The 14,359-nt window shown below is 59.5% G+C and carries 14 protein-coding genes and 1 tRNA gene; 7 read left to right on the top strand and 8 right to left on the bottom strand.

Annotated elements, in window-relative coordinates; all coding sequences use genetic code 11:
* Positions 1-11: 11 nt before the first annotated feature.
* Together B8991_RS08075 and B8991_RS08070 are read right to left on the bottom strand one after the other, a co-directional pair.
* A complete protein-coding gene (locus tag B8991_RS08075; protein WP_084352298.1) occupies positions 12-1,208 on the bottom strand; it encodes a UbiH/UbiF family hydroxylase in 1,197 nt (398 codons plus the stop codon).
* 85 nt (positions 1,209-1,293) lie between these two features.
* Positions 1,294-1,938: a pyrimidine 5'-nucleotidase gene (locus tag B8991_RS08070; protein WP_084352296.1), complete on the bottom strand. Its 645-nt coding sequence runs from the start codon at positions 1,936-1,938 to the stop codon at positions 1,294-1,296.
* 99 nt (positions 1,939-2,037) lie between these two features.
* Between B8991_RS08070 and B8991_RS08065 the strand changes: the two genes are divergently transcribed.
* Positions 2,038-2,688, top strand: a complete 651-nt coding sequence (locus tag B8991_RS08065) for a GntR family transcriptional regulator (protein ID WP_084352293.1) — start codon at positions 2,038-2,040, stop codon at positions 2,686-2,688.
* An 82-nt stretch (positions 2,689-2,770) separates the two neighbouring features.
* Here B8991_RS08065 and B8991_RS08060 read toward each other — a convergent pair whose 3' ends face one another.
* Both B8991_RS08060 and carA read right to left on the bottom strand, forming a co-directional pair.
* A complete protein-coding gene (locus B8991_RS08060; protein ID WP_235866581.1) occupies positions 2,771-4,672 on the bottom strand; it encodes a glycosyltransferase family 2 protein in 1,902 nt (633 codons plus the stop codon).
* Positions 4,673-4,758: 86 nt separating this feature from the next.
* A complete protein-coding gene (carA, locus tag B8991_RS08055) occupies positions 4,759-5,913 on the bottom strand; it encodes a glutamine-hydrolyzing carbamoyl-phosphate synthase small subunit (RefSeq protein WP_084352289.1) in 1,155 nt (384 codons plus the stop codon).
* Between the two features lie 185 nt (positions 5,914-6,098).
* Here carA and B8991_RS08050 point away from each other — a divergent pair, with 185 nt between their 5' ends.
* Positions 6,099-6,560 carry a GatB/YqeY domain-containing protein gene (locus B8991_RS08050; RefSeq protein WP_084352287.1) on the top strand — a complete coding sequence of 154 codons (462 nt, stop codon included), beginning with the start codon at positions 6,099-6,101 and terminating at the stop codon, positions 6,558-6,560.
* A gap of 34 nt (positions 6,561-6,594) precedes the next feature.
* Here B8991_RS08050 and B8991_RS08045 read toward each other — a convergent pair whose 3' ends face one another.
* The 3 genes from B8991_RS08045 to ctaD form a co-directional block, all read right to left on the bottom strand.
* Complete coding sequence (locus tag B8991_RS08045) at positions 6,595-7,506, bottom strand: hypothetical protein (protein WP_084352285.1); 912 nt, start codon at positions 7,504-7,506, stop codon at positions 6,595-6,597.
* A 2-nt stretch (positions 7,507-7,508) separates the two neighbouring features.
* A complete protein-coding gene (locus B8991_RS08040; RefSeq protein WP_084352711.1) occupies positions 7,509-8,015 on the bottom strand; it encodes a DUF2244 domain-containing protein in 507 nt (168 codons plus the stop codon).
* A 242-nt stretch (positions 8,016-8,257) separates the two neighbouring features.
* Complete coding sequence (gene ctaD / locus B8991_RS08035; protein ID WP_084352283.1) at positions 8,258-9,931, bottom strand: cytochrome c oxidase subunit I; 1,674 nt, start codon at positions 9,929-9,931, stop codon at positions 8,258-8,260.
* 297 nt (positions 9,932-10,228) lie between these two features.
* On the opposite strand from ctaD, the gene B8991_RS08030 reads away from it, so the two are divergent.
* Positions 10,229-10,462: a hypothetical protein gene (locus B8991_RS08030; protein ID WP_084352281.1), complete on the top strand. Its 234-nt coding sequence runs from the start codon at positions 10,229-10,231 to the stop codon at positions 10,460-10,462.
* A gap of 144 nt (positions 10,463-10,606) precedes the next feature.
* Here the strand turns inward: B8991_RS08030 and lipB are convergent, their stop codons facing one another.
* The gene (lipB, locus tag B8991_RS08025) at positions 10,607-11,287 is read right to left on the bottom strand and encodes a lipoyl(octanoyl) transferase LipB (RefSeq protein ID WP_084352279.1); all 681 of its coding nucleotides are present in this window, start codon (positions 11,285-11,287) and stop codon (positions 10,607-10,609) included.
* A gap of 142 nt (positions 11,288-11,429) precedes the next feature.
* Here lipB and B8991_RS08020 point away from each other — a divergent pair, with 142 nt between their 5' ends.
* The 4 genes from B8991_RS08020 to B8991_RS08005 all read left to right on the top strand — a co-directional run bounded on the left by B8991_RS08020 (position 11,430) and on the right by B8991_RS08005 (position 14,353).
* A complete protein-coding gene (locus B8991_RS08020) occupies positions 11,430-12,347 on the top strand; it encodes a diacylglycerol/lipid kinase family protein (protein ID WP_084352277.1) in 918 nt (305 codons plus the stop codon).
* Positions 12,344-13,150, top strand: a complete 807-nt coding sequence (locus B8991_RS08015) for a metallophosphoesterase family protein (protein WP_084352275.1) — start codon at positions 12,344-12,346, stop codon at positions 13,148-13,150. Before B8991_RS08020 ends, B8991_RS08015 begins: the two co-directional genes overlap by 4 nt.
* 77 nt (positions 13,151-13,227) lie before the next feature.
* A tRNA-Leu gene (locus B8991_RS08010) sits at positions 13,228-13,313 on the top strand.
* A 104-nt stretch (positions 13,314-13,417) separates the two neighbouring features.
* Entirely contained in the window at positions 13,418-14,353 is a 936-nt protein-coding gene (locus B8991_RS08005; RefSeq protein WP_143514523.1) for a hypothetical protein, read from the top strand.
* The last annotated feature ends 6 nt before the right edge of the window (positions 14,354-14,359 follow it).

Below are 14,359 nucleotides of genomic sequence, written 5' to 3'. Positions count from 1 at the left end.
GAACGGGGCGCTTAACCCTGACGGGCACCCAGGCCCAGTTGCATCACGGATTGGCGCAGCGGTTTGAGATCGTAAAGCGCGCCAAGCCCGGCGGCCCGTGCGTTGCGCAGAAGCGGATTCGCCAGCATGGACGTGCGGTTGAGCAGCGTGATCCCGGCGACGCGGGTACGAATGTCGCCGATGCGGGCGTTATGATAGCTGTCCAGCATCGTTGAACTGCCCAGCGATTCTGGTGCTGCTTCGGCCAGATCAAGCAGGGTGCTGATGTCGGTCAGGCTCATGTTCAGGCCCTGCGCGCCGATGGGTGGCACGACATGCGCGGCTTCGGCCACCAGTGCCAGCCGTTCCGACGCCAGCCGTTCGGCCTTTTGACTGATGATCGGCCAGATCGTCCGGCGTGAATTCAGCTTCAGCGGTCCGAACAGGTGGCACGATCGTGCGCTCATCTCTTCTTCGAAAGCGTAGTTGTCCAATTCCATCAGCGCCTTGGCTTTTGGGCCTTCCTCCATCCAGACAATGGCGGAAGAGGGGCGGCCTTCCCAATCGGGCAGAGGGACCAGCGTGAAAGGCCCGCCGGTGCGGTGGATTTCGGTGGAGACATTGCCATGCGGGATCGGGTGCGTGACGGCGAAGGCCAGTGCTTTTTGGCCGAAACGGGTGGTGTGTGACCGGATACCCGCCGCCGCGCGCATCGGAGAATTGCGTCCGTCGGCGGCAATCACCAACCGGGTGCGGATGCGATTGCCATCGCTGAGCGTGACGCGTGCCTCTGCCATCCGGGTGAACAGGGCAGTGGCGCCGATGCCGGGACGAAATTCGAAATTGGGCAGATCTTTCAGCGTCGCAAGGATTTCGCGGCGCAGCAGCCAGTTTGGCAGGTTCCACCCAAAGGGCTTGTCGGAAATATCTGCGGCGTCAAATTCCTTGATGAGGCGCGGCTCTGGTGCTGGGCCGCCTGCATCGACGATGCGCATTACCTGCAAAGGCGTGGCATGGGGCGCGAGCCTGTCCCAAAGCCCGATCCGGTCCAGAAAGGTCTGGGCCGGTTGCAAAAATGCGGTGCTGCGCAGGTCCGATCCGGCGGCATCGCGGTCAGTTATCGGCGCTGCGGGATCAACGCATAATACAGAAAACCCGGCTTGCCCGAATCCGGCAGCCGCCACAAGGCCGGCAATTCCGCCGCCGCTGATCACAATATCGTAGTTCATATGCGCCTCCGTCTTGCCGTGTGCAAACCTAGCGCGGAGGGAAGGGGCCATCCATGCGACAGATCAGGCTTTTGGTCGCGCGGCGCTAGGTCAGCCGTGCCAGAAATGCGGCCAGATCCCCGGTGTGATGCTGGATATGTGGTGCCTCCAGCCGCTCCGGCGCGACATGAACCGTCCGCATGCCCATCGCATGAGGTTCGGCAAGGTTGCGCGGGTCGTCTTCGAACATCGCGGCGGCGCTTGGCGTGATACCGTCCATCGCGAACACGGCCTCGAAGGCGGCGCGTTCGGGCTTGGGTAGAAATCCGGCCTCTTCGACGCCATAGATTGCATCGAACGCGGCCTCCAGACCGCGGGCCTTGAGCACCTGTGCGGCATAGGGTGCGGTGCCATTGGTATAGACGATCTTGCGGCCGGGAAGGCGCGCAATGGTTTCGCAAAGATATGGATCAGGCTGAAGGCTGTCGAAGGAAATGTCGTGAACCTGTGTCAGATAGGGACCGGGATCGACCTGATGTTCACGCATCAACCCGGCCAGAGTCGTGCCATATGTTGCCCAGTAATGTTTGCGCAGATGGTTGGCGCGGTCCTGCTCGACCCCAAGTGCCGACATCACGAAAGACGTCATCCGTGTTTCGATCTGCTCGAAAAGTCGGGCGGCGGGCGGATACAGGGTGTTGTCCAGATCGAACACCCATTGGCGGATATGAGAGAAGGCGGCGCGTGTCATCGGGCAAATGTAATGGTCCGCACTGAGGCGCGCAATGGGTGGCCTTGCTTGCGGCGAGCGGTTATCCTGACGCGCATTCCCGGAGGACAAGATCGCGCCATGAACCAGATTAAACCGCCGCAAAAGGATGCCTATTCGTTGATCCTCGACGCGATCGACGTTGGCGTGTTTCGCCCAGGCGACCGGTTGGTGGAAAGCGATCTGGCAGATCGGTTCGGCGTTTCCCGGACGCCGATTCGCGAAGCGTTGCAGCGGCTTGAAACGCAATCACTGTTGGCGCGCGATGGGCGCAGCCTGATCGTGGCGTCACTGGATCATAACCAGATGGCAGAACTTTATGTCGTGCGCACAGAGCTTGAAGGGCTGGCCGCGCGGCTGGCTGCGCGACATGCAACCGAAGAAGAAGTGCAGGTCCTGCGCGATATGGTGATCGAAGATCGCGCGCTGCTGTCGGATCCGGCGGCACTGGCGCGCACCAATCGGCGCTTCCACAAGCAGATCCACCTGACTTCTCATAACCGTTATCTGGTTCAGCAGCTTGATCTGGTCTACCGGTCGATGGCGCTGATGGCGACGACCTCGTTGGCGGCACAGGGCCGGGGCGCGAATGCGCTTGAAGAGCATCTGGCGATTGTCGATGCGATTGCCCGGCGCGATGAGGACGCGGCCTACGCGGCGTTACGCGACCATATTTCAGCGGCTTTCGTGACACGGCTGAAACAGGACAGTCAGGGGTTGGCAGAAGAGTAACCGATTGAGGAGTCGCCCCGGTTCCGACAGCGTGGAAAGACCGTTGGTTTCGACAATTACATGCGTTTCCGTCTTGGTCAATTCAGCGTGCCGCGCCTGTTTGTTGGGCTGGCCTGGACGGGGTATCTTGGCCGGCATCGGGGGGGGAATGACCATGGGCGGTCTTGTCCCAGTAAAAAGGCCGGACAAGCAGCTCATAGGCGGCCTTCGTCGCGGCAAGCCAGCCCATCATGTAGTAGATCAACAAAGTAGGCACCCACATCCACAACCCGCGATGTCGCGTTCGCGCAACTGCGGCAAGTCCGATGACAATCGCCAATGCCTCGGATGCCAGAAAAATGCCGGTGAGTACCCGCAATCCCGCATTGTCCAGAAGCGCGGACATCGGATGCGGCATGCCGAAGAGCACCAGCCAGAAGGACCACATGATCGGTGCCAGCAGAAACTGGCTGATCGTGGTCAGGAAAAACACCTGAAAACCGGTGAACTTCCACGGTCCCAACGTCCGCCAGAGTTTGCGGGGAGAGCGCATATGCGTGAGATATGTGATCATGTATCCCTTGAGCCAGCGCGAGCGTTGTTTGACCCAGGGCCAGAACCGGTTGTTGGCTTCCTCGCGCGTGACCGAGGCCAAAAGTTCGGTTTGATAGCCGTAACGCGCCAGCCGGAAACCAAGATCGGCGTCTTCGGTGACGTTGTGTGCATCCCATCCGCCGACATGTTCCAATGCCTTGCGGCGAAAGAACACTGTCGTGCCTCCCAGAGGTATTGCAAATCCCAAGCGGGCAAAACCCGGCAGCAGGATGCGGAACCAGCTTGCATACTCGATGGAAAAGCAGCGCGACAGCCAGTTGGCGCGCGGGTTGTAGAAATCGAGAATGCCCTGAAGGCAGGCGGTCTTTGCGGGGGCACGGTTGAAATGCGCCACCACCCGATCAAGCTGGTCAGGGGCGGGGGCATCCTCGGCATCGTATATGCCGACAATCTCGCCCCGACAGAATCCCAGCGCGTAGTTCAGCGCGCGCGGTTTGGTGGTGACACTGCCGTCGGGGACTTCGATTACCCGCATCCAGGGTGGCAGCAGCGCCGGAACCAGTGCCTTGCGCGTGCGGTCATCCTTGGCTTCCAGCACCAGTACCACATCCAGCAATGCGCGCGGATAGGTTAGTCGTGACAGCCGCTTGACCAGCGTTCCGGCAATATCATCCTCATGATATAATGGCACCATTACTGAAACGGTCGGCCATGGGAATGGTGGTGGGTCGTGACGATGAACCGGCCTGTGGCGGAACTGCGCGACAAACGCTGCGCCTTTCAACAAGCCCGACAGGATCAATGCGACGATCGCCCAGCTTGCGAGACAGGCGAAAAACAGCCCCGGCATGAGTGCAAGCAACGAAAGCGCCCCAAGCCCCAGTAGACCGGCAAGAATGGCCCTGGGACGTGTCATCAGGGCAAGGTCCCGGCAGCTTTCGTCGGTGCGGACGCGCGTTTCGGCCGCGTGCATCAGTGCAGCGCCATGACGCGCGGCAATCTCCGCATGGATGTCGGCCTCGTGGGTCACAGCCATTTGGACCGAGCCGATACCGTCGGGAAGACGCGTGCGCAGGGTTTCGAACGCATCGGGGCGGGCGGTGGCAATCACCAATGTCTTGCCGATGCGCAGCCAAGGCAGGACCAGATGTTCCAGACAGAACTCAGCGCTGAGCATGTCACGTAAGTCGGGATCGGGCGGCTGATCGTCCCGGTCAAGCGCCATGACGCCCCAGTGACGCGCTTGCGCGGCCACGATCTGCGACGGATCCGCCAAGGCATCAGCCTCGCAGATGCGCGCAATCCTTGCGCCGCTGCGACCTTTTTCTGCAAGCGCATTCAACAGGTCGCCGGTTTCCAGCGCGCCTGCCTCCAGCAGCATTTGCCCCACTGGGCGACCGTGCTGAACCGGAAGCTCCGCGCGTGAAAGGTCTAGCTTCGGTTCACTCATCGCTGAGCCGCCACCCTGGTTTCTACCGTCCAAGTTTTGGCGGTAGAAACTTAAGGGAGGCTTAACCGGCCTTTAGAGAATGGCTTTCACCGGGCGGACATGTAGTCCGTAAACCGTTCGAAAAGGTAAAAACTGTCCTGCGGTCCGGGGCTGGCCTCGGGGTGATGCTGGACAGAGAATACCGGGCGGTCCTTTACACGCAAACCGCAATTGGACCCGTCAAACAACGAAACATGCGTCTCTTCCACACCTTCCGGTAAGGTCTGGCTGTCGACGGCAAATCCGTGGTTCATCGAGGTGATCTCGACCTTGTCGGTGGTGTAATCCTTCACGGGGTGGTTGGCACCGTGATGGCCGTGGTTCATCTTGACGGTCTGTGCGCCAAGCGCCAGTGCCAGCATCTGGTGGCCCAGACAGATGCCAAAGATCGGCAGATCAGTCTGCTCCAGCAGGGATTTGATCATCGGCACGGCATATTCCCCGGTCGCTGCCGGATCGCCGGGACCGTTGGACAGGAACACACCGTCCGGTTCATGCGCCATGATCTCCTCGGCGGTGGCGGTGGCGGGCAGGACGGTCACATCGCAGCCCGCAGAGGCGAGACAGCGCAGGATATTGCGCTTGGCACCGTAATCCACCGCAACAACCTTGTGGCGCGGTGACTCTTGTTTGGCATAGCCATCGGGCCATGCCCACCGCATCTCATCCCAGCGATAACTTTGTGCGCAGGTCACATCACGGGCCAAGTCAACACCTTCAAGCCCGGCAAACCCGCGCGCCTGGGCGACCAGCGCCTCGGTGTCGAAATTGCCGTCCGGATCATGCGCCAGTGCGACATGCGGCGCGCCTTGCTGGCGGATCGCACGGGTCAGCCGCCGCGTATCAACGCCGCCGATCGCAATGCGTCCGCGCGCTGCCAGCCAATCGCCCAGTTCTTGAACAGCGCGCCAGTTGGAGGATTGCGTGGGCATCCATTTCACAACCATGCCAGCGGCGACCGGATCCGCAGTTTCGTCATCGTCAGGGTTGACCCCGACATTGCCGACATGCGGGAAGGTGAAGGTGACGACCTGCCCGGCATAGGAGGGATCGGTCATGATTTCCTGATAGCCGGTCATGGCGGTGTTGAAACACAGCTCTGCCACCGTGACGCCGGTCGCGCCAAAGCCTTGACCGTAAAAAACCGTTCCATCCGCAAGCGCGAGGCAGGCGGTGGGCTTGGCATGGGACGAGGAGACCATGGCGCGACTCTTTCTCTGGCGTGGATTTGCGCGAACCTACGGGGGCTGGCGACGGTGGTCAAGTGGCAAGAGGCAAGATGATATTGTTTTGATTCAGTAGGTTATAAGAAATAACGAGCGGTTGCGCCTTGGGCGTCGATTAGGTATCTTTAGATTTCGCGTAAACCATGGGGATGGGATCGACAATGGAACTTCGTACGCGGGTCAACTCCGCCATGAAACAAGCGATGCGGGACAAGGCGACCATGCGACTTTCGACCCTGCGCCTGGTAAATGCGGCAATCAAGGACAAGGACATTGCGGCCCGAAGCGAAGGCGGAGATGACGGGGTGCCTGATTCCGAAGTGCTTGCGATCCTTGGAAAAATGGTAAAGCAACGGCAGGAAAGCGCACGCACCTACGAAGAGGGTGGCCGCGTGGATCTGGCAGAGCGGGAACTGGCCGAGATAGAAGTGATCGAGGAATTTCTGCCACGCAAACTGTCCGACAAAGACGTCGAGAAGGCCGTCAACGATGCAATGTCGGAAGTTGGCGCAGATTCAATCCGTGATATGGGCCGGGTCATGGCCGTGCTGAAGAGCAAGTATACTGGACAAATGGATTTTGGTGCCGTCGGCCCGATGGTCAAGCAACGCCTGTCAGCCTAGCGGCGCTGCGCAGGCTGATCTGGTGCCCTTATGATTAGAGGGCGGGGAAATCGGCCTTGATCGCGTCCAGTTCGGTGGGATCGTCTATCTGAAAACGGACAACGAAACGGCTCTTGAACCCGACGCGCCCTCTGCGGGCACCGAAGTTTTCGCCGTGGTTCAGCACATAAAGCACCGAAGGTCGCGATAGCGGCTGCAACCTTTGTCCGGCCAAACGGGCAAGGTAGGGAAACATGCGATGTTCGTGCTGGGTCATCTCGCGCAGAAAATCTACCATGCCGGGCAAAGACAGATCGAACCGCAACGCGGCGCAGGATCCGCAGAGCTTCCAGAACGGTTTGCGCAAGGGTTGCCTTAGATCCGGTGCATCTGCCAGCCCCACCGCGCCCGTTCTGGCATCCATCACATAGCCGGCTTGCACGAGATAGCCGCCTTTGACGTTCCGGCTCAGCATTTCTGCCACGGTGCCCTGGCGCAACAGATCGTCCGCATCAAAGCTCATGGCATAGCCCGCGTTGATGTCGAGGCTTGGCAAGTGATCGTACAGGCAGGCGAGCTTGCGCCATTTGTCATTACCGGGTGCCGGGTCGTCGAAGGGCAGGTAACTTATGCGCGGATCGTCGGGCAGGGCGGGGCGTTGCTGACAGCAGATCACAGCGCACCAGTTTGGATTGTCCTGCGCGATCAGACTGCTTAGCGTAAGGCGGAGCCGCAGCACCACAGCTTGCCAATCTCCGACATGATCCTGTCCGACCAGCGGGATCAGGAACACCACCTGTTGCGGAGCGGCCCATTCGTGTCCTTGTGCCGGTGCCCTGAGGCGCAGCGCAGCACGTTCGGACGCGGCCTGCGCCTCGCCTCCACCGGCCCGCTTTGGACCCACGACCGCCGCCGCCGCCAGCAGAGCCGCGCGCTTCAATTTCGGAGAGGCCGGGGCCTGCGCCATGACTAATCTTTCTGAAACGACGTGATGCGTCGCATCCGGTCTGTGAGTTCGGAGTAAAGCGCCATTCTTTCGTTTTCGCTTAGAAACGCGCCGATTTCAACCTCGCGTCCCGCACCGGAGAGGGTGATGTAATGCGGCACCGGGCCATTTTGGGGATGCATGGTCAACTTTGCCCAGTACGGATTGCACTGCCATTCCTGCTCTGCACCGCGCGGATTTGTCCGTACCAGGTGAATGCTGTCCGCGCCGATCGTCAAGGTTTCGAGAATCTCGCGATCAGCCTCGTTGCGACGCAGGGCGTACCACAAACCCGCAAGGGCAAGCATTCCAAAAGGCAGAAGGCCCCAAAGCAGAACCGTCCCCAAAAGACCGAAGAGTGGCATGCTGATTAGCAAAAAGGTTGCGAGGATGAACGCCGCGAATCCTTTGCGCGGAAGCGAGTTGTGCGGCCAGAGGCGCAGTACGGTCTCGGCTGTGGGGCGCGGATTTTCTGACCAAGAATAGGGCATGGGGCCAAGAATAATACGTTTGAGCGTGATGTTAAGTGTCGCAACGCCGATGGGCATTCTGCCGCACCCGTTGGCCTGGGCTGCTGGCGGCGCGCAGTGAGGGTGTGGGCTCGACGCCTCTGGGGCAGGGTGGACGGTGCCCTGATGTCCTGAAATATCAGGGGCGCAGGATTGAGAGTCAGAACGCAAAAGGCCCCGGATCAAGTCCGGGGCCCTTCGATTGCCTCAGTCGGGCGCTGCCACTAATGCGCGTGGCCCTTGTCCCAGTCTTCCTGCTTCGGAAGGATCTCGAACGTATGCTCGGGCGGCGGGCTGGGCAGGGTCCATTCCAGCGTATCGGCATATTCGTTCCAGGGATTCGCTGCGGTGCATTTCGATCCAGAACGCAGAGAGTAGACCATGACACCGATGAAGAACACGAAGGACGCGAAGGACAGGAAGGCACCCCAGCTCGACACTGCGTTCCATGTGGCGAACGCCTCTGGATAGTCGATATAGCGGCGCGGCATACCCTGACGGCCCAGGAAGTGCTGCGGGAAGAAGGTCAGGTTCGCGCCGATGAAGAAGGCCCAGAAGTGCAGCTTGCCTGCCCATTCAGGATACATCTTGCCGGTGAATTTGGGGAAGTAGAAATAGATCCCCGCAAAGATCGCGAACACGGCACCCAGGCTCATCACATAGTGGAAATGCGCCACAACGTAGTAGGTGTCATGATAGGCGCGGTCGACGCCTGCCTGGCTGAGAACAATGCCTGTCACGCCACCGACGGTGAACAGGAACAGGAAGCCGAACGCCCAGAGCATCGGTGTCTTGAAGTCGATCGACCCGCCCCACATGGTTGCGATCCACGAGAAGATCTTGACCCCTGTGGGCACCGCGATGACCATCGTCGCCAGCATGAAGTAGCTTTGCTGGGTCAGCGACATGCCGACGGTATACATGTGGTGGGCCCAGACAACGAAGCCCAGTGCGCCAATCGCGATAAGTGCCCAGACCATCGGCAGGTAGCCGAAGATCGGCTTGCGGGCGAAGGTCGCGATGACGTGGCTGATGATACCGAAACCGGGCAGGATCACGATGTACACTTCAGGGTGACCGAAGAACCAGAGGATGTGCTGGTAGAGGATCGGATCGCCGCCACCCGCAGGATCAAAGAAGGTGGTCCCGAAGTTGCGGTCTGTCAGCAACATGGTGATAGCACCGGCCAGAACCGGCAGCGCCAGAAGAATCAGCCAGGCGGTGACGAAGATTGACCACGAGAACAGCGGCACCTTGAACAGTGTCATGCCGGGGGCACGCATGTTCAGGAATGTTGTGATCATGTTGATCGCGCCCAGAATCGAGCTTGCACCCGACACGTGAACCGCAAAAATCGCCAGATCCATCGACATGCCGCCTTCGCGGACCGACAGGGGCGGGTAAAGCACCCAGCCGACGCCGGAACCGGCCTGACCGTTGCCACCAGGGGCCAGCAGCGAACAGACTGCCAGCGAGGTGCCCGCGACATAAAGCCAGAAGGACAGGTTGTTGAGACGCGGGAATGCCATGTCGGGCGCGCCGATCTGCAACGGCATCAGATAGTTGCCGAAACCGCCGAACAGGGCCGGAATAACCACGAAGAACATCATCAGGATGCCGTGGCCGGTGATCAGCACGTTCCACAAATGTCCGTTGGGCGTACATTCGCCGGCTGCCGCAGCAATCAGCCGCGCGCCTTCCATGCACATGTATTGCACGCCCGGATCCATAAGCTCCAACCGCATGTAGACGGTGAATGCCACCGAGATGAATCCCGCAAGGCCGGAAACGATCAGGTAGAGTATCCCGATATCCTTGTGGTTCGTCGACATGAACCAACGCGTGAAAAAACCGCGCTCGTCCTCGTGTTCGTGGCCGTGAATGGCGGCGTCAGCCATGTCTTGCCTCCTGCTGGTATGGTGACAGGGACGCGCACAGCCCGCACTCGCCCCGATAATCTATGCACGTTTTAGAATGCGGTGGCGGCATGGGCAATGTCAGACTTTGACGCAGATCAAACATTTTTGTCGCAGGCGGGTCTGGCGAAGGGCATGGATTCCCTTGCGCCAGTACATGCGACAGTCAGGAATACCTGACTGTCGAATAATTCGGGCACTTGTTATTGTAATATTAACGCAGGTTGCTGCCACAACCTCCGGGTCCGGACCAAACCGGGCCTGCCCCAAGGGAGAAGAATGACGATGACGTATCAGGACAGTCTGAAGCCGGTATCGCGGCCCTTCTCCATATGGATGCCTGCTCGATTGGTTGGTTTTCTTCACGCCCTGCGATTTTCTTTGAGAACGCCGTTTGACGAACGCCACGATGCCCTCAGGACCGAAGTCGAACGGTTGCGGGCACTGGACGATGACGCATTGGCGCGGCTTGGCATGCGACGCGCTGACATTCTTTGGCACGTTTTTGCCTGAAAGACATTTCGACAACAGATTTATCCTGTTCCCGATCTTACAACCAAGACCTTTTCAAGCACCCTTTGAACGTTTCTGATTTCACATGAAGGTAAAAGGCGCATCGCGGGATGCGCCTTTTCTTTTTCTGCCGGTGCGGGCCGGTCAAATGCGGTGCTGACCTTGGCGGCCGGGGATCTCGCCCACCACCGTGTCAAAACTGTGCTGAAGGGCGACGTCGAGATCTGCCATGGTCACCGGCAAGCCCAGATCGACCAGGCTGGTCACGCCATGTTCGGTGATGCCGCAGGGCACGATGCCACTGAAATCATCAAGCTGGGGCTCTACATTGATCGAAATGCCGTGAAAGCTGACCCATTTGCGCAAGCGGATGCCGATGGCGGCGATCTTGTCTTCCTGTTTGGCACCGGTGGCGGTCAGCGGTTTGTCGTCGCGCTCGATCCAGACGCCGACCCGACCGTCGCGGATGTGGCCGCGCAGGTTGAATTCGTCCAATGTTGCGATGACCCAGTTTTCCAGCGTCTTGACGAATTGGCGCACGTCGCGTCCACGACGTCCGACATCCAGCATGACATACGCCACACGCTGGCCTGGTCCGTGATAGGTATACTGTCCGCCGCGTTTGGACTGGTAGACGGGAAAACGGTCCGGATCGGTTAGATCATCGGGTTTGGCCGACGTCCCGGCCGTGTAAAGCGGTGGATGCTCCAGCAGCCAGACGCATTCGTCGGCAGTCCCCGCCGCAATGGCTGCGACGCGGGCTTCCATGAAGGCGACCGCCTCTTCGTAATCAGTCAGCCCATCGGTGGTGATCCAGTCGACCATTTGTTGCGCTCCGCTGTGGCGACCTGCCGAAATTGCCGATCAACTCTTATTGAAGGCCAGAACAAAAAGGAACCCATAACGCTCCGTGGCGTTGGATGTACAGCATGGCAGGAGAGCACCGGTGTCAACGCATGAGGCGACAATGAAAATGGGACCGGACGGCAAGCCTGCCGCAGACGTCTGTGTTCTCCTTAATGCGTCGTCTGGACGAGGGGAAACCGATGCCACGATGGCGGCGTTGAAAACCGCCTTTGCGCGCCATCCCGGCATGTTTGAACTTCGGATGCTGGACGGCGGCAATCTGCTTGCCGATACCTGTCGCCGGGCCATGAAGGACGGGTTTCGTACAATTGTTGCTGCGGGTGGGGATGGCACGATCTCGGGTATTGCCGGACAGCTGGCCGGGTCCGGACGCACGATGGGCATCATTCCGCAAGGGACGTTTAACTTTGTTGCACGGGGGCTGGGTATCCCGGAACAGATCGATGAAGCGATAGATCTGATTGCGGAGGGGCAGTCGCGCGCTTTCACGCTTGGCGAGGTGAATGGTCGGCCTTTCGTCAACAATGCCAGTCTTGGGGTTTATCCCGAGGTGTTGAAGGAGCGCGAAGGCACCTACAGACGCTGGGGCAGATCGCAACTGGCGGCACATTGGTCGGTGCTGCGTGCCTTTGCCACGTTCCATTCCCCCCTGAGGATGAAAGTCACCGTGGATGGCAAGGTCCACCGCGCCAAGACTCCGCTGGCCTTTGTGGCACGGAGCGCATTCCAACTGGAACATTTCGGGCTGGACGGGGCCGAATGTATCCGGGACGGTGGGTTCGCCCTGTTTTTGGCACCTGACAGTACGCGTATGCAACTGTTGATCGGCGCGTTGAAGCTTGCACGCAGGGGGATGGACCCACAGCGTGACTTCGAGCTGATCTGCGGACATGACATCCAGATTGAAACGCTGCAACCGAGCCATGTGATCGCCATGGACGGCGAACGCTTTCCGATGAGCGGACCGTTCAATTTTCGACTGCGGGATGATGCGTTGCGGGTGATCGCTCCGGCATGACGCGCATCGTTCATATCTCGGACCTGCATTTCGGCAAGGACCGGCCAGAACTTCTGGATCCCTTGGTGCGCTTCATCAACGGGTCAGGGGCGGCCCTTGTTCTGCTGTCCGGCGATTTGACGCAGCGTGCCCGCCATAGCCAGTTCAAGGACGCACGGGCCTTTATTGACCGCTTGTCACCGCAAGTGCTGTCGGTGCCGGGCAATCACGACACGCCGCTTGATAACCTTCTTGTACGTTTTTTGTGGCCGTGGTCGCGCTTTCGCAAGCACATCGCCCGCGATCTGGAGCCTTGTTGGCAATCGGACGATGTTCTTGTCAACGGCATCAATACCGCCGATTCCCGTGCATGGCAGCGTGGCAAGCTGCGTCGGACCAGCCTGCGCCGGGTCTGCAATCATCTGCTGTGCGGCCCTGATGGACGCCGCGACGACCGCTTGGGCATCGTGATGATGCACCATCCGCCCGAACATCAACCGGACACCCATAAACGCCCGATGCGCAATGCCGAAGTCGGCTTGCGAGAGCTGAACAGCTGTGGTGCGGATATCGTTCTGTGCGGACACCTGCACACATGGAGCACGCGGATTCTTCGCGACGCCGAGGGCATCTTGCTGCTTCAGGCAGGCACTGGTCTGTCCAGTCGTGTAAGAGGCGAGCCGAACGACCTCAACCTACTGGAAATAGACGGAAAGCGTCTAACGGTGGAACGTCACACCGCAGACCTTGGTGTGCAGGATTTCAGTCGAATTTCACGCCAGATATATGAGAAAACTGACGGAACCTGGCAGCTTTGCAGATGATCGGTGGATTTTGCGCAAAAATGCCCTTCACATCGCGCGCGGGCTTGGATATACGGCGCGTCACTACCTGATCATGTGCGGTCGTGGCGGAATGGTAGACGCGCAGCGTTGAGGTCGCTGTGGGGTAACACCCGTGGAAGTTCGAGTCTTCTCGACCGCACCATCACCACCCCTTGAGGGTATTGTTTTTCAAGCATAACATGACACTAGCGCCCCTCCCGAGACACAAATTGGGACACTTTGGGGACACTTTGCATGGTTGTTGTAATGAAACTCAAACACGTTGACGAATTGTCGGGGGGCCGTAAGCGGTTCCGCCGCAGGTATCCGAAAGCTGTTGCTCGGGCGCTGGGCGACTCGGTCTTTCAGGTGGCCATGAAGGCCCGTGAGGGTGCGGAGCTCTTCACCGAGCACGCAAAGCTCCTCACTGAATATGAGAAGATCGTGGACAAGGCTCGGCGCAAGGCTGCTGAGGATGGCCAGCTCTCGCCTTTTGAGCATTGGCGCGAGGCCGTGAAGGAAGCGGAGGAACTGGTAGCGGGAGTCTCTGGCGTGAATAGCGAGGATGAAGCCCGGCAAGTGGTGGGTGATGACCTTAAGCGCCGGGGAGCTGACCCTGTCCTATATCGCGCTGTGATGTCTCCCGAGGCGGAGGAACCGCCAATCACGATGCTGGACGCTAAAGAGATGTATCGCACCGAGCGCATGGCAGGGGCGCACGGGCGCAATCAGAAGAACCGTCTCGAGCGCGTTTGCAAGCGCATTGAGAGCTCCCTCGGTTCCCTTGACAAGCTCGTTTTGGTGGACCTCAAGAGGGAGCATGCGCGAAAGCTCAGGGATGACATGCTGGCCGCGAAGAAGAAGGATGGCTCGCCACTGTCCTCATCATCCGTTAGGCGTGAGCTCGACATGATTAGGGCAATAGTCTCCATCGCAATCACCGAGCATGACCTCCATGGGAAAGCTCATAATCCCTTTGACGGGCTTGAGGTTGCTAAAGCCAACGCTGCACCTGACACTGAATGGGATAAACGCGACCCGCTGCCGCGTGACGTTATCTTGGCAATGCGTAACAGGATGAGGGACAAGCTCAGGTCGCCCGCGCTGGGCCTCATGGACCTGTCGCGCTTTTGTGCCGCTCCAAGTGCTCGTTTAAGCCACCTTTCGTTCGAAAGCGACGGGGCTTTTCCAACCCAGTGCTGAGTGTAG

It is taken from the genome of Primorskyibacter flagellatus (assembly GCF_900176485.1).
Classification (GTDB): Bacteria; Pseudomonadota; Alphaproteobacteria; order Rhodobacterales; family Rhodobacteraceae; genus Primorskyibacter; species Primorskyibacter flagellatus.
This window is presented reverse-complemented; position numbering and strand designations above follow the sequence as displayed.